Origin of the sequence: Cutibacterium modestum (assembly GCF_008326345.1) — a bacterium.
GTDB lineage: Bacteria > Actinomycetota > Actinomycetes > Propionibacteriales > Propionibacteriaceae > Cutibacterium > Cutibacterium modestum.
In genome coordinates, this window is sequence record NZ_BJEN01000001.1 from 870,844 (window position 1) to 895,944 (window position 25,101).

At 59.3% G+C, this 25,101-nt stretch carries 22 protein-coding genes and 3 pseudogenes; 7 read left to right on the top strand and 18 right to left on the bottom strand.

Annotated features, from left to right (window positions below):
• Positions 1 to 133: 133 nt before the first annotated feature.
• The 4 genes from tpx to F1563_RS04370 are packed head-to-tail and all read right to left on the bottom strand — an operon-like array spanning position 134 to position 2,890.
• Positions 134 to 637 (bottom strand): thiol peroxidase, encoded by a 504-nt coding sequence (tpx, locus tag F1563_RS04355; RefSeq protein WP_002546500.1) that lies wholly within the window; start codon positions 635 to 637, stop codon positions 134 to 136.
• 52 nt (positions 638 to 689) lie between these two features.
• Entirely contained in the window at positions 690 to 1,658 is a 969-nt protein-coding gene (locus F1563_RS04360; protein ID WP_002527833.1) for an aldo/keto reductase, read from the bottom strand.
• 27 nt (positions 1,659 to 1,685) lie between these two features.
• A complete protein-coding gene (locus F1563_RS04365; protein WP_002546499.1) occupies positions 1,686 to 2,204 on the bottom strand; it encodes a glycine cleavage system transcriptional repressor in 519 nt (172 codons plus the stop codon).
• Positions 2,205 to 2,227: 23 nt separating this feature from the next.
• Positions 2,228 to 2,890, bottom strand: coding sequence for a peptidyl-tRNA hydrolase (locus tag F1563_RS04370; protein ID WP_002527835.1), 663 nt, complete (start codon positions 2,888 to 2,890; stop codon positions 2,228 to 2,230).
• Between the two features lie 116 nt (positions 2,891 to 3,006).
• On the opposite strand from F1563_RS04370, the gene F1563_RS04375 reads away from it, so the two are divergent.
• Positions 3,007 to 3,609 carry an HAD-IA family hydrolase gene (locus F1563_RS04375; protein ID WP_107528662.1) on the top strand — a complete coding sequence of 201 codons (603 nt, stop codon included), beginning with the start codon at positions 3,007 to 3,009 and terminating at the stop codon, positions 3,607 to 3,609.
• Between the two features lie 122 nt (positions 3,610 to 3,731).
• Here the strand turns inward: F1563_RS04375 and F1563_RS04380 are convergent.
• From F1563_RS04380 to F1563_RS04400, 5 genes and pseudogenes are all read right to left on the bottom strand, one after another.
• Positions 3,732 to 4,274, bottom strand: a pseudogene (locus tag F1563_RS04380) (arginine repressor); the annotation flags it as partial.
• Between the two features lie 129 nt (positions 4,275 to 4,403).
• Positions 4,404 to 5,309, bottom strand: a complete 906-nt coding sequence (gene arcC, locus F1563_RS04385; protein ID WP_002527839.1) for a carbamate kinase — start codon at positions 5,307 to 5,309, stop codon at positions 4,404 to 4,406.
• Positions 5,310 to 5,329: 20 nt separating this feature from the next.
• Entirely contained in the window at positions 5,330 to 6,334 is a 1,005-nt protein-coding gene (locus F1563_RS04390; RefSeq protein WP_002527840.1) for an ornithine carbamoyltransferase, read from the bottom strand.
• A gap of 70 nt (positions 6,335 to 6,404) precedes the next feature.
• Complete coding sequence (locus F1563_RS04395; RefSeq protein WP_002527841.1) at positions 6,405 to 7,649, bottom strand: arginine deiminase; 1,245 nt, start codon at positions 7,647 to 7,649, stop codon at positions 6,405 to 6,407.
• Between the two features lie 140 nt (positions 7,650 to 7,789).
• On the bottom strand, positions 7,790 to 9,265 hold the full coding sequence (locus F1563_RS04400) for a basic amino acid/polyamine antiporter (protein WP_036973923.1): 1,476 nt from the start codon (positions 9,263 to 9,265) through the stop codon (positions 7,790 to 7,792).
• Between the two features lie 364 nt (positions 9,266 to 9,629).
• Between F1563_RS04400 and F1563_RS04405 the strand changes: the two are divergent.
• A pseudogene (locus F1563_RS04405) lies at positions 9,630 to 10,007 on the top strand (HAD-IA family hydrolase); the annotation flags it as partial.
• Positions 10,008 to 10,201: 194 nt separating this feature from the next.
• Here the strand turns inward: F1563_RS04405 and F1563_RS04410 are convergent.
• Positions 10,202 to 10,345, bottom strand: a complete 144-nt coding sequence (locus F1563_RS04410; protein ID WP_002527844.1) for a helix-turn-helix transcriptional regulator — start codon at positions 10,343 to 10,345, stop codon at positions 10,202 to 10,204.
• 772 nt (positions 10,346 to 11,117) lie between these two features.
• On the opposite strand from F1563_RS04410, the pseudogene F1563_RS14065 reads away from it, so the two are divergent.
• Positions 11,118 to 11,247 (top strand): annotated as a pseudogene (locus F1563_RS14065) (DUF8821 family protein); the annotation flags it as partial.
• A 251-nt stretch (positions 11,248 to 11,498) separates the two neighbouring features.
• Here F1563_RS14065 and ychF read toward each other — a convergent pair.
• Positions 11,499 to 12,572, bottom strand: coding sequence for a redox-regulated ATPase YchF (ychF, locus tag F1563_RS04415; RefSeq protein ID WP_002527848.1), 1,074 nt, complete (start codon positions 12,570 to 12,572; stop codon positions 11,499 to 11,501).
• A 1,139-nt stretch (positions 12,573 to 13,711) separates the two neighbouring features.
• Positions 13,712 to 14,998, bottom strand: a complete 1,287-nt coding sequence (locus F1563_RS04425) for a M18 family aminopeptidase (protein ID WP_149302557.1) — start codon at positions 14,996 to 14,998, stop codon at positions 13,712 to 13,714.
• Between the two features lie 77 nt (positions 14,999 to 15,075).
• Here F1563_RS04425 and F1563_RS04430 point away from each other — a divergent pair, with 77 nt between their 5' ends.
• On the top strand, positions 15,076 to 16,296 hold the full coding sequence (locus F1563_RS04430; RefSeq protein ID WP_002527852.1) for a DNA recombination protein RmuC: 1,221 nt from the start codon (positions 15,076 to 15,078) through the stop codon (positions 16,294 to 16,296).
• Positions 16,297 to 16,299: 3 nt separating this feature from the next.
• Here the strand turns inward: F1563_RS04430 and F1563_RS04435 are convergent, their stop codons facing one another.
• Together F1563_RS04435 and F1563_RS13495 are read right to left on the bottom strand one after the other, a co-directional pair.
• Positions 16,300 to 17,271 carry a 4-hydroxy-3-methylbut-2-enyl diphosphate reductase gene (locus F1563_RS04435; protein ID WP_002527853.1) on the bottom strand — a complete coding sequence of 324 codons (972 nt, stop codon included), beginning with the start codon at positions 17,269 to 17,271 and terminating at the stop codon, positions 16,300 to 16,302.
• Positions 17,272 to 17,418: 147 nt separating this feature from the next.
• A complete protein-coding gene (locus F1563_RS13495) occupies positions 17,419 to 17,592 on the bottom strand; it encodes a hypothetical protein (RefSeq protein WP_156451140.1) in 174 nt (57 codons plus the stop codon).
• A 230-nt stretch (positions 17,593 to 17,822) separates the two neighbouring features.
• Here F1563_RS13495 and xseA point away from each other — a divergent pair, with 230 nt between their 5' ends.
• On the top strand, positions 17,823 to 19,070 hold the full coding sequence (xseA, locus tag F1563_RS04445; protein ID WP_002527855.1) for an exodeoxyribonuclease VII large subunit: 1,248 nt from the start codon (positions 17,823 to 17,825) through the stop codon (positions 19,068 to 19,070).
• Entirely contained in the window at positions 19,067 to 19,303 is a 237-nt protein-coding gene (locus F1563_RS04450; protein ID WP_002527856.1) for an exodeoxyribonuclease VII small subunit, read from the top strand. The genes xseA and F1563_RS04450 overlap by 4 nt, the downstream gene beginning before the upstream one ends.
• Before the next feature lie 21 nt (positions 19,304 to 19,324).
• On the opposite strand, the gene F1563_RS04455 is transcribed toward F1563_RS04450, so the two are convergent.
• From F1563_RS04455 to trhA, 3 genes are all read right to left on the bottom strand, one after another.
• Positions 19,325 to 19,840, bottom strand: coding sequence for a DUF4245 domain-containing protein (locus tag F1563_RS04455; protein ID WP_002527857.1), 516 nt, complete (start codon positions 19,838 to 19,840; stop codon positions 19,325 to 19,327).
• 72 nt (positions 19,841 to 19,912) lie between these two features.
• Positions 19,913 to 21,292, bottom strand: coding sequence for an RNA 5'-3' helicase PhoH2 (gene phoH2, locus F1563_RS04460; protein WP_036958317.1), 1,380 nt, complete (start codon positions 21,290 to 21,292; stop codon positions 19,913 to 19,915).
• A gap of 116 nt (positions 21,293 to 21,408) precedes the next feature.
• The gene (trhA, locus tag F1563_RS04465) at positions 21,409 to 22,080 is read right to left on the bottom strand and encodes a PAQR family membrane homeostasis protein TrhA (RefSeq protein ID WP_002527859.1); all 672 of its coding nucleotides are present in this window, start codon (positions 22,078 to 22,080) and stop codon (positions 21,409 to 21,411) included.
• Between the two features lie 144 nt (positions 22,081 to 22,224).
• Here trhA and uppS point away from each other — a divergent pair, with 144 nt between their 5' ends.
• On the top strand, positions 22,225 to 23,046 hold the full coding sequence (uppS, locus tag F1563_RS04470; protein WP_002527860.1) for a polyprenyl diphosphate synthase: 822 nt from the start codon (positions 22,225 to 22,227) through the stop codon (positions 23,044 to 23,046).
• Between the two features lie 18 nt (positions 23,047 to 23,064).
• Here the strand turns inward: uppS and F1563_RS04475 are convergent, their stop codons facing one another.
• Positions 23,065 to 25,080, bottom strand: a complete 2,016-nt coding sequence (locus tag F1563_RS04475) for a thioredoxin domain-containing protein (RefSeq protein WP_002527861.1) — start codon at positions 25,078 to 25,080, stop codon at positions 23,065 to 23,067.
• Positions 25,081 to 25,101: the final 21 nt, after the last annotated feature.

The window sequence follows — 25,101 nt, forward strand, 5'->3', positions numbered from 1 at the left end:
TCCTGCTGAACGAAGCGTCGGCCACTGTACCGCTCTCAGGCGCCCCGTAATTCAATACTCCGTATACTGATACGTAGCGCAAAACAAGGGCGCCCCAGTATTACACCGAAACGCCCCTGTCGATCGCCACAAATCAAGCCTTGAACGCAGCCTCGAGCGCAGCGGCGTAATTCGGCTCGGCCGTAATCTCATCAACGAGCTGGGTATAGGTCACTTTGCCCTCAGCGTCCACGACGATGACGGCGCGAGCCAGTAGACACTGCATCGGGCCTTCGGCGAGGGCGACGCCGAGGTCCTTCCCGAAATCGGAGCGGAAGGCCGAGGCGACGACGACGTTCTCGATACCCTCTGCACCGCAGAAGCGAGCCTGGGCGAACGGAAGGTCACGAGAAACACACACAACGGTGGTGTCGTCGAGTCCGGCAGCCTTCTCGTTAAAGGTACGAACACTTTTAGCACAGACACCGGTATCGATGCTCGGGAAGATGTTGAGAACGAGCTTCTTGCCCTTGAGCTCGTCGCTCGTCAACTCCGACAGATCGGCCTTGACAAGGGTGAACGACGGCAGTTCAGACCCAACTTGAGGAAGATCAGCGACAGTGTTGACGGTTTGTCCCTTAAAAGCAGTAGTGGCCATGGTCACACTCTATGCGGTTACGGGCGCTGATCACGAGGCTCCCGGAGATCATTCAGTCCCAAGTGAACAGGTCAGACGCTGCGTCAAGCGCACTCACTTCGTCATGGGTCAAGGTGAGATCGGTTGCCACCAGCAGCGGGTCAAGCTGGTCAACAGTGCGCGCCGAGGCGATGGGTGCGGTGACCCCCTTAGCCAACAGCCACGCCAGCGAGACCGAGGACACCTCGACGCCGTGGTCCCCGGCAATCTGACGCAATTGATCGAGGACAGCAAAAGCCGCCTTCTCGTGCTCGGCATCAGGCAGGTACGCCGTCATCATGGATTCTCGAGCGACACCGTGCAGGTCGTCCCGCATGGCGTACTTGCCTGTGAGGAACCCCGATGCCAGCGAAAAATACGGGAAGAGAGCCAGGCCGTACTCGCTAGCGAGCTGACCGTAACCCTGCGGATCCTCGACGTCTGCGCGATGCAACAGGTTGTACTGGGGTTGCAACGCCACCGGGCTGGCCAGCCCTTCATGCTCGGCCACCTCGAGCCACTTTTGCTCACGAACCACTGAGAAATTCGACAGGCCGACCCAGCGTACTTTGCCAGCCTTGACGAGCTTGTCGAAGGCCGCTGCCATGTCCTCGATCTGCTGGGAGTCATCGTCGAAGTGGGCATAGTAGAGGTCAATGTGGTCGGTATGGAGCCGGGCCAGGGATGCGTCAACAGCGGCCGAGATGTTCTCAGGTGCCAGGCCCTTAAACTCAGGATGGGTAGCGACCTTGGTGGCGATGACGATGTCCTCACGTCGACCGCCCTTCTCCAGCCAAGAACCAATGATCCGCTCAGACTCGCCCCCGTTATTGCCGTCAACCCAATGGGAATAACCGTCAGCGGAGTCGACCAGCGATCCCCCTGCACCGAGGAAAGCGTCGAGGATAGCATGGGAGTCATGCTCGTCAGCCGTCCAGCCAAAGGTGTTGGTCCCCAAAACCAACGGCCTGATGTCCAGACCTGTGCCAGGGATACGAGTCATAAGACCTCCTCTAGACGATGTCCGGGATCAAGAGCGGTCGACCAGATCAATGTCGACCATAATCTCGGTGGCAATGGATTCCAGTTCCGAGCGTAGATCGTCAAGGGTCGTTGCGTTCGTAATCCGACACTGCACCTGCGCCTCGAAGAGAATGCCGTCCCCCATCGGAGCCTCACGCAAACTAGTGGACAGGTCATCAACAGTGACCCCGAGGCGAGCCATGGTGGCCGTCACTTTATGAATGATGCCCGGGTGGTCGTAGCCGATGAGGTGAACCACCAGAACAGCCTGGCCCTCATCCTGTTGCGGCGTGGTATCGGTGACAGTGACCCGCAGGCCCTTGGCTTCAAGACCACCTAGATCGACTTTAAGGGTCTCGACCTCGGAACTCTCGATGTCGATCAAAACAATCCCGGCGAAGGCACCAGCGAGCCGTGCCATACGGCTATCAAGCCAGTTACCGTCATAGTTGACAACAATTTCAGACAAGTCAGAGACAAGCCCGGCACGGTCCGCGCCGACCGCGGTGAGAAGGAGCTGAGTCATGGCTCGAGTCTACGTGACCCCGGTCACCACCAGGCCCTGGTGGTCGCGGTGGGGCCATCGAACTCAGTGAAACCGGCGTCAACAACCCTGACGCGGGCAGCACCGGCGTCCCAATGCTCAACCGTCGGCGTGACGACGCGAACTCGAAACCCGTCGCGGCGCCAACTTTCCAGGGCATGCCGGTCATCGTCGTTTCCGGAACTCATGGCCTCGTGGGCGAGCTGGGCGGCATGACCGCACTGAGCGCAGGCCTTACCGGTGGTCATCTCGATACGAGGGTTGATTTCTATCATGACAACGACTTCAGTTGTCGCGGAGTCGCCGTCGGCAGGCAGATTGGTGCCGGCAACCTGGAGCTTGTCGATCTGTTTGGGCTGGGGGCGCACCGGAGCCGGAACGAAGGCCCGCACCCTAGCTGGACCAGTCTCGGGGGCAGCATCAGGGGGTGGGTCTTGGCTGACGGTGACGCCGTCGAGGGCCTGGACGTCGTCCCACCTCTTGCCGGAGGCCCGGCGAACGATCTTGCGGATGCGCTTGTCAGACCACTGCCACACGGCGTCATGCCATGGTCCACCGGGTTGGGCACGAGGGTCGTCGAGGAGGAAGACGACGGCTCGCGCTGCCGCTTCGCAAACATCCACCTGGCGTGCCGGGTGACGTTTATCACGAAGCAGTACCAGTTGCATCGCCCAGGGATCGGGTTCGTGGTCAGGCGTGGTCACTCGTGGCAGGCTACCCGCCGGGCCCGACGACACGCGAGGGTGGTCGCCGTCGAAGCCGCACATCTGCAAGACTCGAAGACGTGCGAAGCATCATCTGGGACATGGGAGGAACGCTGATCGACACTTATCCGGAGGTCGATCAGACCCTCGCGAAGGCCGTCTGGGCCACACCGACTAGGGAGCAGCTGGCCGAAGTGGCACAACTGAGATCGGAGTCGATAGCCCATGCCATTGACGTGTTAGCCGCCCGTCATCACGTCTCGCCGGACAGACTTAACGACGCATACTCCGCCCTTAAAAGGAAATGGATACATGACCCAGCACCGCTCATGGCGGGAGCGGCTGAGGTCATGGCGGCGGTGCGTCGAGGCGGCGGGCTCAACCTCGTCGCGACCCATCGTGATCGCACCAGCGCAGAAAACCTCTTGCACGCCCTCGCAGTACAGACCGACGATCTAGTGTGTGCACCAGACGGTCTCGCCCGCAAACCCAATCCCCAAATGAATCAGATACTCATAAAGCGCCACGAACTCGACCCCACCAACGTCATCGCCATAGGCGACCGAACCATCGACGTCAAGGCCGCACACGCAGCCGGGATTGAAGGAATCCTGCTATCACGGGAGCAATATCCGGAGATGCACACAATCAAGGCCCTCAGGGAGCTACAAGCATACTTGTAATCCACAATTCAACCCCAGGAGCTCCCTCTATCAGGCAGGTTTGGGAACGGAGCCGCCACATCGGTTTCACGCCCCTCCGAGCCGTGGCCGCAGAAACTGGACTCAATGGTTGAAACCACTTGGTTCGCAGAGGCCAGACCCTCGGCAGGAATTCCTGTCTCGGCCATTAGACGGAACGACTTGGCAAGGTCATCGCCTCCAACACTGGGTCTACATATGATGAGGACCGTGTCATCGCCCGCAATAGTGCCAATGATTGCGTCGATACCCGAGGTGTCGATCGCGGAGCCCAAGTACTGGGCCGCTCCGGGCGGAGTTTTGATAACCACCGCACTGTCGTTGCAGTTCACCTCAGTACACAACGAATGACACATCCGAGCTAGGTGATTCCACGCCGGCAAGCCCGTCGTCACATCAGAGGGATGCTCACCTTCGGGAATGCTGTATTGGAAGTTCCCCAAATGATCCCTACCACGTACTGCTCCCGCATCCTTCAGATCGCGGGACAACGTTCCTTGGCTGACGACAATTCCTTCGTCTGCCAGCCTGCGCGCCAACTCGGCTTGGGACGAGATATGCTCAGCACGGATCAAGGCACTAATACGAGACAATCGTGCCGCCCTGGACGTGAGAACCGCTTTGTTGCCACCGCTGGTCAACGGTATGGCCTCCTTACACACATCGCCGACACAATGATCGTCTCGATCCACGTCGACCCCGCCGGAATGCGGTGATGCCACCGCGGGCTTCGCCCACAGTATGCCACTGTCCCAGCGGGGCTCACGACGGAGAACTCAGGGGGTGATTGTTGTGCCGTGGGTGCCATTGACTAGTCCGCAAATGTCTTCGAGGGATCCAATGACGGCTCGTTTGCCGGTGGCGAGGGCAAAGTTGCAGGCGGCTTTGACTTTGGGGCCCATTGACCCGGCGGCGAATTGTGTGTTGAGGGCATCTTTTGCATGCATCTGCTCGATGCGTTCCTGGTTGGGTTTGCCCCAGTTACAGAACACGCCTTCCACGTCTGTGGCGATGACTAGTAGATCGGCTCCCACTCGCACGGCGAGTTCGGCGGAGGCAAGGTCCTTGTCGATGACTGCCTCGGTGCCGTGGAGGATACCATCGTCGTCATAGACGCAAGGGATGCCGCCTCCACCGGCGCACACCACCATTACACCGGAATCGACTAGCTGGCGGATTGCTTTTTGTTCAATGATGTTCCTGGGCTGTGGTGAGGCCACTACCCGGCGGTAGTATTTTCCGTCCGGTGCCACGGTCCATCCCTTTTCGGCTGCTAATCGCTCGGCGGTTTCTTTGTCGTAGACGGGGCCAATTGGCTTGGAAGGATGCTTGAAGGCGGGGTCATTGGCGTCGACGACTGTCATGGTCAAAACAGTGACGATCTGCTGATCCTTAGGCATTACGTTGCCGAGTTCCTGTTCAATCATGTAGCCGATCATGGCCTGGGACTCGGCGCCCAGAACGTCGAGGGGGTAGATCCCGACTTCTTCATAGGCTGTCGACTGCAGCGCTAACAGTCCCACCTGGGGGCCGTTGCCGTGGGCCACCACGACCTCGTGGTCGACGGCGACTTCCTTGATATGACCCGCGGCGACACGCACGTTGGCACGCTGGTTCTCGGCTGTCATGGTTTCCCCACGACGCAGCAGCGCGTTTCCGCCCAGTGCTATCAGAATTCTCATGGTTCTCCCTACCTCAATCGTCAGGCCAGCGAAGACACCAAGACGGCCTTGATGGTGTGCATCCGGTTCTCGGCCTGGTCGAAGGCGATACAAGCGGGCGATTCGAACACCGAGTCGGTCACCTCGATGCCATGAGCTAGCTGCGGGTAGGCCTCGGCGATCTGGGCGCCAACCGTCGTCTCACTGTTATGGAAGGCTGGCAAGCAATGCATGACCTTGACGCGTGGATTCTGGGCAGCCGCGACGATTTCGTCATTGATCTGGAATGGCATCAGAGTGTCGATGCGCTCACCCCAGCTCTCTACCGGTTCACCCATCGAGACCCACACGTCAGTGTGAATAAAGTCCACCCCTAGGACCGCTTCTTCGGCTAAATCGGTCACCGTTACTTTGCCACCTGCTTCGGCAGCCCACTGACGACAACGCTCCACTAACTCCGCGTCGGGCTGTAATCCCTTTGGGGCGCCGATTCGCACGTCCATACCGAGTTTGGCACCCAGTAGGAGCAGAGAGCGCCCCATGTTGTTGCGACCATCACCGAGATAGGCGAACTTGATCTCGTGGAAAGGTTTCTCGGCGTGCTCACGCATCGTCAACGCGTCTGCGAGCATCTGGGTCGGATGGAACTCATCGGTCAGGCCATTGAAGACCGGAACCCCGGAATACTGGGCCAACTCCTCCACCGTCGTCTGGTGAAAACCGCGGTACTCGATGCCGTCATACATGCGGCCCAGCACACGAGCGGTGTCTTTCATGGACTCCTTGTGCCCGATGTGGGAACCACTCGGCCCCAGATAGGTGACATGAGCCCCCTGATCGTGAGCGGCTACCTCGAAGGCGCAACGAGTTCGGGTTGACGCCTTCTCGAAGATCAGGGCGATGTTTTTACCCGAGAGCCGAGGCTGCTCCGTCCCGCAATACTTTGCCTCCTTGAGCTGCGCTGCCAGACGAACCAAGAACTTGATTTCCTCGGTAGTGTGGTTAGCCAACGACAACAGGTGACGATTCTTCAAATTGAAAGCCATGATTCAATGTTCCCTTTCATGTTGTGTCCGCATTTAGGACACACGTTTTCCGTTTTCAGCCCGAGACGGTTCAGTAATCCACTGGATCACGAGTGATTGGGCAGGTCATGCAATGACCGCCGCCGCGTCCACGCCCCAACTCGGCAGCGTGGATCTCGATGACCTCTACACCGGCCTTGGCAAGCAGAGCGTTGGTTTCGGTATTGCGGTCATATCCAACAACGACACCAGGCTCAAGGGCCACCACATTGTTGCCGTCATCCCACTGTTCACGTTGAGCCTCCCAGCGATCACCACCGGTCTCCACGGTACGCAAACCATCCAACCCTAAACAGTCGGCGACAACAGTAGTGAAGTGACGATCGTCAACGCGAACCGAGAAGCCCGCTTCCTGACTACTCGGCTCCAGCACCAGGGAGGTGATGGTGTCGACTACCGGCTTGTACAGCGTCACCAGATCAGCGTCACAGAAACTGAACACCGTGTCGAGATGCATAGAAGCGCGATCCGGGGCCATGGCCGCAACGACGATCCTGCGCGCGGCATGGTGGGTGAACAGGGAACGTGCCACCTGGGTAATCGCCTGCCACGAGGATCGCTCCCCCATTCCTATGAGCACTGTGCCATTGCCAATCGGCATGATGTCGCCACCCTCGAGGGTGGACATCCCATGATCGCCCTCGGCGCGACCGTACCAGAACTGGAAATCGCGCCCAGTGAAGGCGGTATGATGGCTGTAGATGGCGCTGGCCAGGACCGTCTCGTGCTGGCGTGCCGGCCAGCGCATAGGGTTGAGGGTGACCCCGCCAAAGATCCATGCTGTCGTATCACGGGTAAACTGGGTATTAGGCAGCGGCGGTATAAGAAACTGATTCTCATCATGGGCCTTGATGAGAGCCCCAAGAACGTGCTGACGCCTTTCGGCGGGAACCTCTCCGTACGCCACTCCACCGATGAGGCGTTCGGCAAGAGCATCCGAGGGCATATCATCGAGCCAGTCACGCACATCCTTGTCAACACCCAAACCTACGGCATTGGGAGACAATTTGTGATCGAGCACCCAGGCACGTCCCTCGGGAATGTCGAGCACCTCTGACAACAAAGTATGCATTTCGTGAACAACAATGCCGCGCTCTCGCATCTTGGCTACGAAGCTTCGATGATCCTCCTGGGCCTTATCAACCCATAGGACGTCATCAAAGAGCAACTCTTTACAGTTACCCGGAGTGAGTCGACGATGTGCTAGGCGCGGCTCACATACCATCACCTCACGCAGCTTGCCAACTTCTGACCATGCGCCAATTAAAGTCGTCATCTTTAACCTTTCATAATGGAGACCAATTCCCCTGGAGCAACCAAAGCAGCATCGCAAAATTGCCCCATCCTTGTTTTCACCTCGAACAGTTCAATATCACAGACTAGCAGCATAAACCAGCCCAAGACAGGCTACAACAACTATCCCAAAGACAATCGCCCCGTAGCTATAAAGATAATTGCTGTTACTGATACAGCAACTAGCATTACAAGAATAGCTATCTCATAAGGCTTGAAAATAAGCTTCGCCTTCTGCTCCTTCTTGGCCCAGATAAACACCAAAGCACCAGGCAGATAGAGCAAGGCAGCAAGCATAAGGGCATCGGCTCCAGCAGCTACAACGAGCCAGATGCCATACAACGTCGCTACGCCGGCCACCACGGCGTCACAACTTCGACGTGATCTGGGACCATTTTTGTACGTCACACCCGTGATCACAAGTTTGAGAGCGAATGCCGCAGATAAGAGGTAAGGCACTAAAATGAGAGCGGCAGCTAGAGTCGCCATAGCGAGGTAGGCCCCTTCCCACAGGACCGTCAGCAGCAGACAAATCTGAGAAATGACATTGGTTACCCACAAGGCGGGTGCAGGAGCTTCGTGCCTGTTGATCCGTCCAAACAACTTCGGCATAGTTCCATCCTCGCCTGGCACCTGCATAGTCTCACCGCACAGCAGTATCCAGGCCAGCAGAGCCCCAAGAAGCGAGATAATGACGCCCGCACTCACAAAGACTGAACCCCACGGCCCGACAACTGACGACAGGACATCTCCCATGGAGGCGTCGGGAAGACCGGCTAGTTTAGCCCGGCGCATGATTCCCATACTCAGCAAATTGACGCCAATTAGAAGAACCAGCACGGTAAGAAAACCGGTAATGGTCGCCTTGCCCACATCGGAACGTTTGCGGGCGCGCTTCGAGTAAATCGTGGCGCCTTCGATACCGATAAACACCCATACCGTGACGAGCATCATGCTCTTGGTCTGGGCAAGAACACCTCCCAGTCCTGCGTTGGCTCCCCAGAAATCTTCGCTGAACACACCGACATCAAAGGCGATCGCACAGATCACGATGAAGGTCACCAGTGGAACGATCTTAGCGATCGTAGTGATCGTGTTGACAAAGGCAGCCGTTCGGATACCGGCCATAACGAGAGCATGGGTCAACCACAGGAGGATCGACGCCCCCAGCACTGCCCATACGGTGTTTCCACCTGCGAACGCCGGTACAAATTTACCAATAGTCGAGAAGAGTAGAACTAGGTAGCCGACATTACCAATGAGGGCGGACAACCAATAACCCCACGCAGAGTTAAAACCAACAAAGTCACCGAATCCCTCTTTGGCATAGGCGTAAATTCCGTTGTCCAGATCGGGGCAACGTACGGCCAGTTTCTGATAGACCATCGCCAAACAGATCATCCCAATTCCAGTGATAACCCAGCCAATGATCATCGGCCCCGGGCTCGCAGCTGCCGCTATGTTCTGAGGAAGAGAAAAAATTCCTCCACCAATCATGGAGCCCACGACAAGGGCCAGCATGGCCGGAAACGATAACTTTCCGACATCGCCGCTTCCTTCGACTGTTATTCCTTCCACCGTCTGCGCAGCCACATTCACCTCTCATCCTTCGCCACACACCATTGTTGCGACAGCCAGCGGGCGAATCGCCTGGCCATGTGTGAAGACTAAAAGAAACCCACGAAAGCGTCAACCATCAGAAAACCGAACTTCTGCCATAACCTTCAATCCGAATTTCATGACTATTACATCACAGAAAACTACATTTACTCGTCCTCGCCGATGCTGGAACCACATCATCAACCCCACTCGCAAGAATTATGAATATCCTCATCTGGCTTTCGATAAATATTCATTTGGAATAAGCCAAAGCAAGACTAAGTTTCCCGTGGTGATGTGACCAAGCTAACTAGTCCTAGATGACAGTACGGTCACCAGGCGATCCTCAAGCTGCGGCACCCTCGTCGCGACCCATCGTGATCGCACCAGCGCAGAAAACCTCTTGCACGCCCTCGCAGTACAGACCGACGATCTAGTGTGTGCACCAGACGGTCTCGCCCGCAAACCCAATCCCCAAATGAATCAGATACTCATAAAGCGCCACGAACTCGACCCCACCAACGTCATCGCCATAGGCGACCGAACCATCGACGTCAAGGCCGCACACGCAGCCGGGATTGAAGGAATCCTGCTATCACGGGAGCAATATCCGGGCACCGACACCGTCCTAGAACCGGCGGAGTTGCTGGACTGTGAAGAACCGATGACGCTACGACACCACTGGAATAGTGCGAGAGCTATGTCGGGATCATCGAACGGACCGCTCCCGCGACCACTGTGAGATTTGAGTGTAAGGACGCTGCGACGTCGTTAACCCATCCGGTGGAATCGATCACGCAGCGCGCAGTGGAGTGATGGCGTCGAGCTTATCCGCCGTGCAATTGCGCAAGCTCAAGTTCGTAGTAGCTTTGTAGATTGAGCTAGAACTGTGACTCAATCCCAAAGCCGTAACGCAGTATCCGCAGTGATGCCGCGCTATCCGTGGACGATCTCGTTGAACCGACGAGGGGACACCCCGTTGGCAACAGCGAGCTTGTGCTGCGTGATGCCAAATGCCTCGATGAAGTCCTGCATTAAGGTCTCGCCGGGATGGACCGGCGGGTAAAATCTGTCAGTCATGTCTCACCTCAGTGATAGCTCTACGAACCAGCATCCGCCCACACAAAACAGATCGTTGATCTAAATGCTGTGCTGCCCCACTATCACCCTTCAACACTTCAAGATGGTTGCCCGGTGGGGCGCGAAGCGAAATGAGGGAGACCACGGAGTGAAGCTGGCGCGACTTGCGGTTTGCCACCTTGTGGATACGTGAATCGGCCTTGGGGTCAGTACACGCAACCAAGCAAGCTCCGCGTCACGGTCGCCAAACGATCTCATCACACATCAAATTTGCAGTCCATGACGCTCCACGTCAATCGCAGAGCGTTATGCCTGAGCTGGGATGAACTTTACCAGCTCGGATTCACACAGGTGCAATGCAGTTGGCCACCACCACGACGCATCGCCCCAGGATTCGTCCGTTCCCTTACTAGCCCACTAACCGAATTCCGTAATGGATTTCATTCTGACAAACAACTACCGTGTCGTTCACGCCATTTGGTTGCTTACCTGCAGGAACCTACTCGATAGGCCAAATATTCCTAATCACAGTGCAAATCCATGGATTTCACTACCAGTTTATCGTCATAATGGGCGAAATATATGAACTCGAAACACTCCTGGGCCGCAGCTATGACGCTCCCGGTCGCTAACATCGCGCGCAGTGCCTCATCGTCAGGGGCAGACATAGCGAAGACCCACTGATAGGACTTGTCGGCAGTTGCGTGCGGCTAGGACGGACCCTCCCCACCCGCGGCTCAGGTCCACTCGTCCCACCGCTCGCGGATGCGCTCTGCATGCCTTCTACGCGTCGGTCCTGGCCATCAACGTGTTGTGGACGGTGGACAAAACCGGAAAGCAGGCAGTACGAGCCTTGTGACGGCATGGACCACCCCGACGAGCTGTCGTCGTTCTAATTCACCTGACAGCGCTCAAAATCCGCCCACACCATCCACGGTAGCTACTTCGTCATCAAGGGCGTACTCGTATTGACTCCTGCACTCAGGGACCCGACACACAGGGTCAAAGAAACGAAACGCGACCCTGGTACAATTACTCGTTTCGATTACTTCACCTTGTCAGGCTAGACCGTAGACCGCTCGAAATTTCGATCAGCTCGAACGAGCGAGACGGTGAAATGCGTCCAGGTTAATTAACCCAGAGTCACACAGACTCATACATTGAATCGAAATTCCACCACATCGCCATCCTGCATGACGTACTCTTTGCCCTCAAGCCGCAGCTTCCCGGCGGCCTGGGCCTCCTTCTCACCACCAAATTCAACAAGATCATCGAAGGACACCACCTGGGCCTTGATGAACCCCTTCTGGAAGTCGGTGTGAATGACACCAGCCGCCTCGGGAGCGGTGTCTCCCTTGTGAATAGTCCAGGCGCGAGATTCCTTCTCCCCCGCGGTCAGGAAGGTCTGTAGACCCAGGGTGTCAAAGCCAACACGAGCCAGTTTATCCAGACCGGGCTCTTCGATACCCGCGTCGGCGAGGAACTCAGCAGCGTCCTCGGGCTCCATCTCGGCCAGTTCAGCCTCAAACTCAGCATCCAAGAAGATCGCCTCGGCAGGAGCCACCAACTCCTCCATCTTGGCCTGGAAATCGGCGTCAGCGAGCTGATCCTGGTCACAATTGAAGACGTAGATGAAGGGCTTTGTCGTCAGCAGGAATAGATCATGCAGCGGCTCGGGATCGAGACCGGCTGAGAAGATCGTTCTGCCCTCCTCGAGCACCGTCTTAGCTTGCTCCCAAGCCTCGGCTTTGGGGCGTGACTCCTTCTTAATCGCGGCTTCCTTTTGCAGTTTGGGCAGCTGTTTCTCCATCGTCTGCAGATCAGCCAACACCAGCTCCGTGGTGATGGTTTCGATGTCGTCAGACGGGTCGACGTGACCGTTGACATGAGTGACGTCGTCGTCGGCGAAACACCTTGTCACCTGGCAGATGGCGTCGGCCTCACGAATGTTAGAGAGGAACTCGTTACCCATCCCCTCGCCCTTGCTGGCACCCTTGACGATTCCGGCGATATCAACGAAGGACACCGTCGCTGGGATGGTTTTGGCGGAGTGGAATATCTCTGTCAGCACGTCCAGACGCTTGTCCGGTACCCCAACCACGCCGACATTCGGCTCAATGGTCGCGAAGGGATAATTTGCCGCCAAGACGTCATTCTTGGTCAGCGCGTTGAACAGAGTCGACTTGCCGGCGTTGGGAAGACCGACAATTCCAATCGTAAGTGCCACGTTCAGCCACTCTACCGTTCAGCCTGCGCTCAACCCACTGGTCGCCCTCTCGCCGACAGCCCGGACGGAAGGGTTGGGACGTCCACACGCGTGAAGTCCAGTTAATTTGGCCGAGTACTCACGGTCAAATTGACTGGGCTTGAGAACATACCGCGCACCTGTGAGGCGATCCCTGCCAACCTCGTGCCGCAAGCAACTGAGCCACGGTGGCCGCCACATCACACGAGTGCTGGACGACGTCAGCCCACGTAAACCGCAAGGTCACCCAGCCTGCAATTAGATTGCGCGCATCACGCCAGCCATCATTGCGTTGTCCCATCCCCACGTGCCCGCGTTGTCCATCCAGCTCGACAATGACCCCGTATCCCTCATAAACGATGTCACTACGAGACCCTCTTCGCAGCGATTTCTGACGTATGCCTTTGGGCAGACCGTGGACGCGCTCGACATCGCACAAGTACCTCGACTCAAGCGCACTATGGGAACCTCCCGCTGCTGCCCCAACAGTTCACGGAACAACCTGCGCCCCGCCATCGTCGGTGCATCACCCAAGGCACGTTCAATACGTTGAGGTGTCGTGAGGCGTTCGGCGAGCGCTTTCCCCAGCCACGAACTCATGGTGCCAGCGTCTTGTCCAGCGCATAGGTCGATGAGGGTGTCCTCGATCCTGGTCCGGCGGGGCTCACCAACGCCCACTCGGAATCCCTGTCGGAACCGCCACGAGGGACTACTCACACGAGGCCGATGTCGAGGGCACCACACGCCAATGCGCTCTGACTCATTCGTCATCCCGTATAGATGGGCAGCGGCCATCCCGCCCACACACGCTCCTGGGCCAGCGATAACAACTCCGGCCCAAGCATGCTCCAACCATGTGGGATGACCCGCGCAATATACGCCAGCATGGATTGACACAAGTTGTCCCGACGCAACAAGGCTCGCGACACCATGGCGTGTCAACCCCATGGACTCCAGTTGGGAGCGTGTCACGGCACCACCCTGATGATGAATAAGAGCGGAAACAGGCGGAGAGATCACGGTGCGGCAGCGCATAGGGGGACTCTGGCACCGCGGATTCGCCGAGCCGAAGGGTCAATGCGACCGCGTGTCGAAAGTCCAGTCACTTTGAAGTAATCGGCTCAAGCCCCCGCCCAATAAGCCCCCAGAGCCTTGGACAAATACGCAAGGTCTGCAGTACCGGCAAGTTCACGAGTGGAATGCATCGACATCAGCGGCACACCGACGTCAACCGTCAGCATGCCAAGTCTCGTCGCCGTCAGCGGCCCGATCGTCGAGCCGCACGGCACCGAGTTATTCGACACGAAGTCCTGGGTCGGCACTCCGGCAGCGGTACACGCCCGTTGCCATAGGACCCCACCCACGCCATCAGTGGCATAACGCTGGTTAGCGTTGATCTTGAGCAGCGACCCCTCGTTCAGCAACGGGTGATTCGCCGGATCAAACTTTTCAACATAATTGGGATGCACACCATGCCCGGCATCTGACGACACACATGAAGACCTGGCAATCATGGCCCGGTAGGACGCGCCCGTTATTCCCATTCCCTCAGCAATGCGCACCAGGATGTCTTCGAGGAACGGTCCGCAGGCACCCGACCTTGTCGCCGAGCCGACCTCCTCATGGTCGAAACAGGCCATCACCGCTATATCCTCGGTTGGCTTGACATCGACAAATGCCGCGACTGAGGAATGCACCGACGACAGATTGTCCATACGCTGACTGGCCAAGAATTCGCCGTAGGGGCCAATGATGGCCGGGGACTGAGTCAGGTAGGCGAAAACGTCGTGGAAAGCTAATTCTTCACGCTTGATCTCCGCAGCCTCGCACAGCAAGTCCTCGACGTCAAGGTCGGGTCGCCCGACTGAAAGGATCGGCATGAGGTGACGCTGGCGATCCAGCTTGAGATCGTCATTGACGGTGCGATCCAGATGCGGCGCAAGCTGACTAATGCGCAAAATCGGCCCGGTCCGCACCAAGTGGGCCTGGCCGTCGCGGGTGACGAGGCGCCCTGACAGCCCGAGATCACGGTCGAGCCAGGAGTTCAGTAGGCCACCGCCATAGACTTCCATGCCGACCTGCTGCCAGCCCTGATTGGTGACGGTGGCGTTCGGCTTGAGCTTGAACGACGGCGAGTCGGTATGGGAACCGACAATCCTCACCCCTAGTCGCGGGGTTACTTTTGCCGGAGTGATCCAGGCGATGACAGCTCCGTCCCGCACCACGTAGTGGCGTCCTTCAACTGACGACCACGCCTCTGTCTCGTCAAGACGGTGGAAACCAGTCCGCTCGAGCCGCTGCGCCAACTCTGCGGCAGCGTGGTACGAGGTGGGGGACGCCTCCACAAAGGAGATGATGTCGCGAGTGTGATCCGACGCCGGGACGCTATTGTCAGCCATGTCGACCATTCAACCATCCCAGCTGTTCTCCACGGCGGAACACAATCCGCGCCAAACGTGTCGGCCCTTGCTGGGACCCTCATGACATGACGAACATCGCGGTCGGGCTTGTCGGGCTAGTAATCGGTGTGGCCCTGGGATGGCTCATCGCGCAATTGCGCGACTCCCAGCGCGTCGCCGACGCCACATCGACGGCGCGTGTGGCCACTGAGCGGCTAGAGGCAGCGCAGAAACTCGCCACCGATCGCGATGCCCTAGCCACCCAATTCAAAGCGTTATCTGCCCAGACTATGGCCGATCAGAACGAACACGCTGCCCAGTCGGCACAGCAGACCATGAACGACACTCAGCGCCTGCTGGCACCCGTGTCCCTCGCCCTGGAACGATTAGACCGGCGTCTGGCTGAGGTCGAACAAGAACGTACCGCCATGACGGCAAGTCTGCGAGAGCAGGTCGCCGGGGTGAGCACTGCTGGCGAGAGTCTGCGCAAGGAGACCGCCAGCCTCGTTGCAGCGCTGCGCAAGCCTCAAGTCCGGGGAGCATGGGGCGAAATGCAGTTGCAACGCACTGCAGAGATCGCCGGGATGCTTGAGCACTGTGACTTCCAGACCCAGCAGACGACGACGGCCCAGGGAACCCCGCAACGCCCAGATATGACGGTGAAGCTTGCAGGTAGACGGTGCATCCATGTCGACGCCAAGGCCCCGCTGGCCGCGTTTCTCGAGGCCACGCAGTGTGACGACGCCGAGGAGTATGACGCCCAGATGGCTCGTTTCGCCCGTCATGTTCGCACCCACATCGACCAACTTTCGGCCAAAAGTTACTGGCGCACCGACCTCGACTCCCCTGAGTTCGTGGTCTGCTTCCTGCCCTCCGACGCCCTGCTCCAGGCTGCGCTGCAGGAGATGCCCGACCTCCACGAATACGCCAACCGACGCGGGATCGTGCTAGCTAGCCCGTCAGTACTTATTCCGATGCTGCGCACAGTCGCCCTAGCGTGGCGTCAGGAAGCCGTCGCAAGATCTGCGGCGGAAGTCGCAGCACTGGGACGCGACCTTCATAAGCGTCTAGGGACCCTGGCCGGCAACCTCGACAAGATGGGGCGGTCCCTGAGCTCGACTGTGCGCGCCTATAATTCGGCCCTGGGTAGCCTGGAGACGAGGGTCCTCGTCCAAGCTAGACGTTTCGAGGACCTCGGGGTAACCGCCGATGGCATCGCATCGCCAGCCTCGGTAGAGGAAGCGGTGCGTCCCCTCACCTCACCGGAACTCACCGAGAATCAGGCTGAGGAGAGCCCTCCGGAATAGACCTCAACTCGCGGCCGTGCGACGCTTTCGCAGTTGGGGAGGCAGGGCGAAGGACAGTGACTCCTCGATGAGGGTCTCTTCCTCGGCTTGCGGCCAGCCCTTCGAGGTGAGCAGGTCGAGCACCCCCTGAACGAGGGTCTCCGGCACTGATGCCCCCGAGGTCACGCCGACGGTGGATACACCTTCGAGCCAAGTCTCCTCGATTTCCTGCGCGTTATCCACCCGGTAGGAGGCCCCGGCCCCCGACTCGAGCGCGACCTCTACCAAACGGCCCGTGTTAGACGAGTTCTTCGATCCCACCACGATGACGAGATCACACTTGGGGGCCATCTGTTTGACGGCATGCTGCCGATTCTGGGTGGCGTAGCAAATGTCGTCAGAGGGCGGGTCAATGAGCTGGGGATGTAGTTTTCGAATCCGATCAACGGTCTCCACCGTCTCGTCGACGCTCAGTGTCGTCTGGGACAACCACGCCACGGGACGCTCGCGGTCCAGCTTCAGCCCATCGACGTCTTCGGGGGTTTGCACCAGGGTGATGTTCTCGGGAGCCTCACCAGTCGTCCCTTCGACCTCCTCGTGACCGGCATGACCAATGAGGAGAATCTGGGTCTCCTGGTTAGCGAACCTCTTGGCCTCGTGATGCACCTTCGTCACCAGGGGGCAGGTTGCGTCAATGGTGCGAAGACCACGATCGGCGGCCTCCTTCTTCACCTGCGGGGACACGCCGTGGGCCGAAAACACCACAAGGGCATCGTCGGGCACCTCGTCGAGCTCGTCGACGAAGATCGCTCCACGCTCCTCCAAGGTCTCCACGACGTGGCGGTTGTGGACGATCTGTTTGCGCACATACACCGGCGCGCCATACGCCTCTAGCGCCTTCTCGACGGTCACCACCGCACGATCAACACCCGCACAGTATCCACGCGGTGCAGCCAGGTACAGCTTTTTGTCCGTACTCGCCCCCGAAACAGCCATGGCTCCGAGTCTACGGGGACGTCGGCATCTGACGAACCCGCTCACGTTCGCCTGCCGAGCACCCGCAGGAGGCCCGTTTACCCAAATGACGGTACATCCGTGGTGTCCTTCAGGTGCCGCTTCCTATTCCCCAAGTAAGGTTAACCTTTACCGGCTAGGCTCGCCGCCACGAAGGACAGCAAACGCCTCATCGTGGCAGACCAGCTTGCCGACGCCGGCTGGATCATCGCCCCGGCCACCAAGATCGGTATCCCAACCGCCCAGGCCTACATGGCAGACAATAATCAGGCCATCAGCCAGGTCGTCGAGACTATATCCCATTCCCCCGTCCGGAAGGACACCGCAATCGTCCTTATTAACGACGATGCAGAGCTCAACCTGGAGACGTCGATCTGGACGAGCCAGGTTCCTATTCCAAGGATGCTAAGGGCTTCCCGGTGTGGGCTCCCGGCGATGACGACAAGCGGTTCGATCCGCCGCAAGGCGTCGACCTGTGCGCTCCCAAACCGAGCCCGACCCTCATGTCGGCACATTAGACTAGCGTGTCGCCCATGGCCGAGCCGAACACCGTTGACAATCCCCGACCCTTGGCGTGGGTTGTCAACGCCGTCAAAGGGTGGGTGGAGCGCTGCAGCGCTATTTGGGTGCAAGCCCAGGTCATCGAGGTCACCAGACGCTCTGGCCCGACTCAGTTCCTGACCCTGCGCGACCCCGCCGAGGAAATCTCAGCCAGCGCGACCTGCCACCGTCGCGTCCTCGACGCTGCTGGGCCAATCGAGTCGGGGATGACGGTCACCGCCCTCATCAAACCGACAGTGTGGTCGCGCACCGGCAGGCTCTCTTTCGAGGTCTCCGAGATCACCCCAACTGGTGAGGGCCAACTACTGGCTCAGCTAGAACGCCGCAAACGTCTCCTCGAAGCCGAAGGTCTCTTCGATGCCACCCTTCACAAAACGATTCCAGTCTTGCCGCGTGGCATCGGTCTCATTACAGGGGCTGGCTCTGACGCTGAGCGCGACGTCCAGCGTCATGCCACGTTGCGCTGGCCCGCTGCCCGATTCGTCGTCCGCAACACACTGGTGCAAGGCCCGACGGCGGCCCAACAGATCATCGCTGCCCTCGCTGATCTTGACGCCGACCCCACCGTTGACGTCATCGTCATTGCCCGGGGCGGCGGGTCCTTGGAGGATCTGCTCCCCTTCAGCGACGAGGCCTTGGTGAGGGCGGTCTACGCCACCCGCACTCCCGTCGTTTCGGCCATCGGCCATGAACGTGACAACCCGATTCTCGATCTCGTCGCCGATCTACGCGCATCGACGCCCACCGACGCAGGCAAGCTCATCGTCCCGGACGCCACCGAGCAGACCCAAGCTGTCGAAACCGCCAAAGCCCGGCTTCGTCAGGCCATCACGAGGTTTATCGACGTTGAGATGACGCACCTCGCTCAGATCCGTTCCCGCCCGGTGATGGTCAATCCAGCGGCGACTCTCGATATCGCGGTAGAAAAACTCGACTCCACGCTGCAACGTCTACGTCTTGCTACTAATCGTGTTCTGGGCGCCGAGAGCCGCGACGTCAGCCATATGCTGGAGCGCGTGCGAGCAATGTCGCCGAAGGCCACCTTGGATCGTGGCTATGCCATCCTCACCGACTCTGAAGGCGGCTCCATCACATCAGTCGATGACACCGATACGGGCGCGGGCCTGTCGGTTTACCTGTCTGACGGGACTCTCGGCGTCACCGTCAATTCTCTCGATCGCCGCACCCCAAACCGACCCACGACCCAGGAGGACTCATGATTGACACCACCTTGAATCCAACTCCCGAGGAACCGGAAATCCCCTACGAGGCCGCCCGCGACGAGCTGGTTGGAATTGTCACCCGGCTCGAATCAGGCGGCATCTCCCTGGCCGAGACTATGACGCTGTGGGAGCGCGGCGAAAAACTAGCCGATATCTGCCAGTCCTGGCTCGACGGGGCGCGCGCCCGCATCGAAGCAGCCCGATCCGACGCCGATACTTCACAGCCCTGACGCCGAACGGCGCTGGGTAAGTCACGACATCGTCAGCATCCCCGCAAAGTCAGTGAGGAGTGGATAACTTGCGTCCGCGACGATCACCGCCGTCGAGGAGCCAATTCTCGTCACCAAGGCGCGGGTGCGGCCGTCCGGGCTGATCATCTTCGTCCACGTATATCGATCGACCGTGACCTTGCCATCCTCAGTAGCCGACCTCGTCACGGCAGCCACGAACGCCCTGCTAGGTTCGTCGGACTGATTCACCGCCAAGTAGAGGTTCTGGCTTGTCAGAAATCCCAACTCCCAGCGATTCCCCGCAGAGATGGTGCTACCTACCCAGCGATCCCCTTTGTTGACGTACCGGGCCTTAGTCGGCCGCCACTCCTCAGGAACCTCCCTAGGGGCCAGCACCGGGTATCCGGCATAAGATCGTGCCGACACCACCACCGGCCTCCAAGCGATCTGCTGGATATTTGGCTCATCAGGGGTTCTGGTAAAGAACCACACGATGAGTAACACCGGAACGAGGATAACCGCCAAGGACAAAAGCATGTCCTTAACACCGGCTCTGGGATTGCGTGGCACCTGTTGATTGTTGCAGATGTCACCCGTTTCAGATTATTTTCAGCGGACCATGTCCTCCATCATTGATGTCACCAGAGCGGCGATCGGGGACCGCTCCGAGCGAGTCAAGGTGACATGCCCGAACAGGTCGTGACCCCGTAGCCTCTCCACGACCGCTGTCACACCGTCATAACGACCCACGCGGAGATTGTCACGCTGGGCGACGTCATGGGTGAGCACCACCCGCGAATTCTGGCCAATACGTGAAAGCACCGTTAGCAGCACGTTGCGCTCCAGAGACTGGGCTTCATCGACGATTACAAAGGCGTCATGCAACGACCGGCCTCGAATGTGTGTCAGCGGCAGAATCTCAAGCATTCCACGCGACATCACCTCTTCGATGACATAGTTATTCGTCACGCTGGTAAGGGTGTCGAGGACCGCCTGCCCCCACGGGGCCATCTTCTCCCCCTCGTCGCCAGGCAAGTAGCCCAGATCCTGTCCGCCAACAGCGTAGAGCGGTCGAAACACCATGACCTTCTTGTGGAGCTGACGCTCCATGACCGCCTCAAGGCCTGCGCATAGGGCAAGGGCTGACTTCCCTGTTCCGGCCCGTCCTCCCATCGAAACGATTCCGACTTGAGGGTCAAGCAACATGTCGAGTGCTACCCGCTGTTCTGCAGACCGGCCGCGGATCCCAAAAGCTTCCTGGTCATTCGGAATCAGGCGGGCAGAAGCATCTGGCATCCGCCGCGCCAAAGCTGTTCCGCGCGGCCCCTCCAATACCAGTCCGGCATGCACCGGGATCTCGTCGAAGATCGAATCGACGACGCGCCCTTCCTCGTAGAGGGTCGAGATCATCTCGTCAGGTACGTCAAGGTTCACCATGCCGGTCCAGCCGCTACCGGGGACAAGTTCGTGACGGTATTCCTCGGCTTCCAAGCCAATCGCCGAAGCCTTAACGCGCAGGGGCAAGTCCTTCGTCACCAAGACGACCGAGTGTCCGGCCAGTCGGTAATTCTGCGCAACCGCCAGAATGCGGGTGTCGTTGTCCCCCAGCCGGAAACCGTCGGGTAGACACATCGGATCGGAGTGATTGAGCTCGACGAGTAGCACGCCACCCTCGTCATTGACCGGCACCGGCCCGACAAGGCCGTCGTTCTCGAGTCTCAACCGATCGAGGATACGCAGCGCTGCGCGAGCAAAGTGTCCCAGTTCGGGGTGATGACGCTTACCCTCCAGCTCGGTGATGACCACGATCGGCACAACCACTTCATGCTCAACAAAGTTAAGCAGAGCGCGAGGGTCAGACAGCAGCACCGAGGTGTCGATGACGTAGGTCCGCCTCCCCTCGGGCGGCTTCGGGATCGGGCTGTGAGCTCGTTCAGAGCCTTCTGGACGGACGGACACGAAAACCTCCCATGACATGAGAGGTCGCATCGAGGAAGGAAACGTCATCGAGGCGTCGAAAGCGGCCCCTCTGGTATCAAATGTAGAACCAACTCGGTGACGTCAAAGCGAGTGGTTCTCCCATTCTCCCAGAGTTCACCAGCTGGTCAGATGACGGCAAGCCCGATGGCAACGGCGTGACAGACTGCCGCCACCGCCGTGCAACTGTGGAAGATCTCGTGGAATCCAAACCAGGTCGGTGAAGGATTGGGCCTCTGGCGAGCATAGGCGATCGCTCCGGCGGTGTAGAACACCCCGCCGACGAGAATAAGAATGACGACCGCTGGCCCACCTGCGCGCCAGAACTGAGGGAGCCACCACAACGCTGTCCATCCCATGACGACGTAGAGGATCGTCGATGCCCATCGCGGCACCCCGTTCCATACGAATCGAAATGCAACCCCGAGCAACGCGCAGGCCCAAATAATCGACAATAAGATCGCCCGGGATGCGCCGGTCGCCAGGGCAACAGCCAAGGGGGTATACGTGCCGGCAATAAACACAGCGATGTTGGCGTGATCGATGCGGCGCAAAACATCCTTAACCCTCACACCCCACGGCACTCGGTGATAGACAGCCGAGTTTCCGAACAATTCCAGCCCAGTGAGCATCCACACCCCGACGGCAAACCGGTTTCCCCAGGTTGGCGTAGCAATCATAAGGCCAACCCCAGCCAGCAGGATCAGCGGAGCCATCACGGTGTGAACCCAACCACGCAGCCGCGGTTTGGGGAGCACCGAGCCACGATCCTCGGCCTTGCCGCTGTACCCGGTAGTCATGCGTCGTCCTCACCTCACCTACCACAAACCTACGGTTCGGTAGGTTCTGCGAATCCAGCCTACCTTGCCCTACGTCCGCGACGCGATCTCGCCTCATGACGCGAGCTATCGACCGATTTGTCGAGCACTGACTAATCTGGACCCATGAACAGCCTGGACCACCGCCTGTCGAAGGTCAGCGAGACCCTCGACCGTATGCACCCGTCCGGTCTGCTGTACTCCACCTACGAGGCTCGTCTCCTCGACCAACTCGATCGCAGCCGTCTACCCCAGCACGTCGCGGTCCTGGCTGACGGTAACCGTCGCTGGGCTCGGCTCAACGCTCCAGGAGAGCCCTTAGTGGCCGGCTACGCGGCGGGAGCAGATCGCCTCAGAGAATTCTGCGCATGGTGCGACGCCGTCGGCATCCCGATCATCACCCTGTGGGTGCTATCGACTGACAACCTGCAACGTGCCGAAACGGGCGAGCTCGGACCCCTGCTCAAAGTCATCGAGTCCCTCGTTGACTCGCTAGCAGCCAATTCGCGGTGGCGAGTCCAGGCCGTCGGCGACCTTGATCTTCTTCCCGACGACATGGCCGAATCGCTGTGCCGGGCCGGTCGCACCTCAGCCAAGCACGTCGGTATGCATATCAACGTCGCGGTAGCCTACGGAGGCCGTCACGAGCTGCGTGACGCCGTCCGTTCTCTTCTTGCCGAAGAAGCAGAGAAAGGCACCCGCCTGGCTGAACTAGCCCAAACCCTGGAAATCGACCAGATCGAAGACCACTTATACACCCGAGGCCAGCCCGACCCTGACCTCATCATCCGCACCTCAGGAGAGCAACGCCTTTCTGGGTTCCTTATGTGGCAAAGCGCCCACTCAGAGTTCTACTTCTGCGAGGCGTTATGGCCCGATTTTCGCAAGGTTGACTTTCTGCGAGCGCTGCGCTCCTTTACCCAGCGGGAGCGGCGATACGGCCGCTAATCCGCTGGGGTGACAGCCTCAGACTCGCTGCCAAAGCGGCTCCTTAAGCTCCAGGTAGTCAGTTACCGGCTCAAAGCACACCGTGCCGCGGCACACCCAACAGGTCGGCTGACCATCACGCGGGGTGCGCTCGTTGAACCAGGTGCCAAACCCAGAACTATCCTTAACCCGACGCATAATAGCCGACCCTGCCGGAGCCATTCGCCACGCTGCCGCAGCTAGGTCACCAGGCTCGTCAGTCGTATCTGCGATAACGACTCCAGCCGGCTTGAGACCGCGACGAGCTTCCTCCGCAATGAGGAAGTCTGCCAGGGCCCAACCGGCAAACCGCGGGGTCGCCGACACCACAGGCAGTAGGGCCGCGGAGGCTTCTTCGGCACGCTCGACGAAGTCGGCACGCTCGGCCATGAGACCCACCCTGCGCAGGGCCATCACCATGACGGCGGTCGGGCTGGGGCAGGCCTCGTCTGTGAGTGTGCGAGCCGTCACCGTCAGCAGAGATGATTCCTCAACGTCAAGGAAACTGCCGTCGACAGCGCTGAAGCGGGTCACAGCCTGGTCAAGCACCTCAATAGCACGGTCCAGCCACACCGACTCGCCCATCGCACCGGCCAAGCCAGCAAAGGACAGCGCGACCCAGGCGTAGTCCTCACACACCGCCGAGGCTCCCGGACGGTCATGGAAAGAAGTGCGCAACAGCACACCGTCATGCCAATGTGCAGTCCACAAGGAATCGGCGAGCTTACGGGCCTGCTCCACCCATGACCACTCGCGCAGGATCATGCCCGCCTCGACGAGACCGTCAACGAGCATGGCATTCCAGGCCGTGATCGCCATCTCGTCACGAGCCGGGGCACTGCGACGCCCCCTCGCCTCGAGCAGGGTATCCATGTCGGCGTTAATACGCTCCCACTCGACGCGCCCGCGCAGTTGGAGAGTGCCCAACTCGTTGGCGTCAAACGGCTCGAGATGCACAAGCGGGCGTAACCACTCGGCTTCATCGGATCCCAACGCGTCCGTCACCAGGTCCTGATTCCACAGGTAGTAAATGCCCTCGCGAGTGTGTCCAGCGGCATCATCGGAATCGGCGTCCAAGCCAGCGGCATACAGACCATTGGACAACTGCATCTCCCGGTTGAGCCACGAGACGGTGCGGCGAGCGGCGTGGGAGTACAAATCACGGCGATCGGGATCGTGGTCAGCAGTGCGACGCCAACACCGAGCCATCGTTGCCAATAGCAGGGCGTTGTCGTAGAGCATTTTCTCGAAGTGCGGCACCACCCATTGGGAGTCGGTCGAGTAGCGGTGGAATCCGCCACCGACCTGGTCAAAGATGCCACCACGAACCAGGTGCTCGCATGTGTTCTGGGCCATGTCGAGACTGGTCGGATCGCCCTTGACGAGCAAAGCATCGATCAGCGTCGCATTAGGGAACTTCGTCGGCCCCCCGAATCCACCGTGAAGGATGTCGTAGTCGGCTCCGACGGCGTCAATGAGCTCCCCGGCGATCAGACGAGTAGCGTCGGGGGCCTTCTTGATGGGGCGCAGGTGCTCGACGATCGCAACCGCGGAAGACACCACCTCGTCGCGACGCTCACGCCACGCCCCACTGAGGGCTTCGACGAGCTCGACGAACCCCGGCAGTACACCACGACGCACCGGCGGAAAGTACGTGCCGGCGAAGAATGGCTTACTCTCCGGGGTCAGGAACACGGTGTTAGGCCAGCCCCCTTGGCCAGTCATTGCCAGCGTCACTTGCATCAGCGCCGCGTCCACCTCGGGGCGCTCCTCCCGATCGACCTTGACGGCGACGACATTAGCGTTGATGACCTCGGCCACCTCCGGGTCGCTGAAGGACTCCAGCGCCATGACGTGGCACCAGTGGCAGCTCGAATACCCCACCGAGGCCATGACGGGCACATCTCGACGCTGCGCTTCGTCGAAAGCCTCCTCGCCCCAGGGGAACCAGTCGACGGGGTTCGCCGCGTGCTGGAGGAGATACGGGCTAGTGGACTCACCAAGGTGGTTGGGCATAGTTGCCAGCCTACGAGGACA

Bases quoted from the DNA above. Each gene is read 5' to 3' on its own strand.
- F1563_RS04430 (WP_002527852.1), top strand. From the start codon at position 15,076: ATGACGAACATCGCGGTCGGGCTTGTCGGGCTAGTAATCGGTGTGGCC.
- F1563_RS04450 (WP_002527856.1), top strand. From the start codon at position 19,067: ATGATTGACACCACCTTGAATCCAACTCCCGAGGAACCGGAAATCCCC.
- uppS (WP_002527860.1), top strand. From the start codon at position 22,225: ATGAACAGCCTGGACCACCGCCTGTCGAAGGTCAGCGAGACCCTCGAC.
- F1563_RS04360 (WP_002527833.1), bottom strand. From the start codon at position 1,658: ATGACTCGTATCCCTGGCACAGGTCTGGACATCAGGCCGTTGGTTTTG.
- phoH2 (WP_036958317.1), bottom strand. From the start codon at position 21,292: ATGCGACCTCTCATGTCATGGGAGGTTTTCGTGTCCGTCCGTCCAGAA.
- F1563_RS04365 (WP_002546499.1), bottom strand. From the start codon at position 2,204: ATGACTCAGCTCCTTCTCACCGCGGTCGGCGCGGACCGTGCCGGGCTT.
- F1563_RS04395 (WP_002527841.1), bottom strand. From the start codon at position 7,649: ATGACGACTTTAATTGGCGCATGGTCAGAAGTTGGCAAGCTGCGTGAG.
- F1563_RS04455 (WP_002527857.1), bottom strand. From the start codon at position 19,840: ATGCTTTTGTCCTTGGCGGTTATCCTCGTTCCGGTGTTACTCATCGTG.
- F1563_RS04390 (WP_002527840.1), bottom strand. From the start codon at position 6,334: ATGGCTTTCAATTTGAAGAATCGTCACCTGTTGTCGTTGGCTAACCAC.
- tpx (WP_002546500.1), bottom strand. From the start codon at position 637: ATGGCCACTACTGCTTTTAAGGGACAAACCGTCAACACTGTCGCTGAT.
- trhA (WP_002527859.1), bottom strand. From the start codon at position 22,080: ATGACTACCGGGTACAGCGGCAAGGCCGAGGATCGTGGCTCGGTGCTC.
- F1563_RS04435 (WP_002527853.1), bottom strand. From the start codon at position 17,271: ATGGCTGTTTCGGGGGCGAGTACGGACAAAAAGCTGTACCTGGCTGCA.
- xseA (WP_002527855.1), top strand. From the start codon at position 17,823: ATGGCCGAGCCGAACACCGTTGACAATCCCCGACCCTTGGCGTGGGTT.
- arcC (WP_002527839.1), bottom strand. From the start codon at position 5,309: ATGAGAATTCTGATAGCACTGGGCGGAAACGCGCTGCTGCGTCGTGGG.
- F1563_RS04370 (WP_002527835.1), bottom strand. From the start codon at position 2,890: ATGCAACTGGTACTGCTTCGTGATAAACGTCACCCGGCACGCCAGGTG.
- F1563_RS13495 (WP_156451140.1), bottom strand. From the start codon at position 17,592: ATGGGATATAGTCTCGACGACCTGGCTGATGGCCTGATTATTGTCTGC.
- F1563_RS04425 (WP_149302557.1), bottom strand. From the start codon at position 14,998: ATGGTCGACATGGCTGACAATAGCGTCCCGGCGTCGGATCACACTCGC.
- F1563_RS04410 (WP_002527844.1), bottom strand. From the start codon at position 10,345: ATGACTGACAGATTTTACCCGCCGGTCCATCCCGGCGAGACCTTAATG.
- F1563_RS04475 (WP_002527861.1), bottom strand. From the start codon at position 25,080: ATGCCCAACCACCTTGGTGAGTCCACTAGCCCGTATCTCCTCCAGCAC.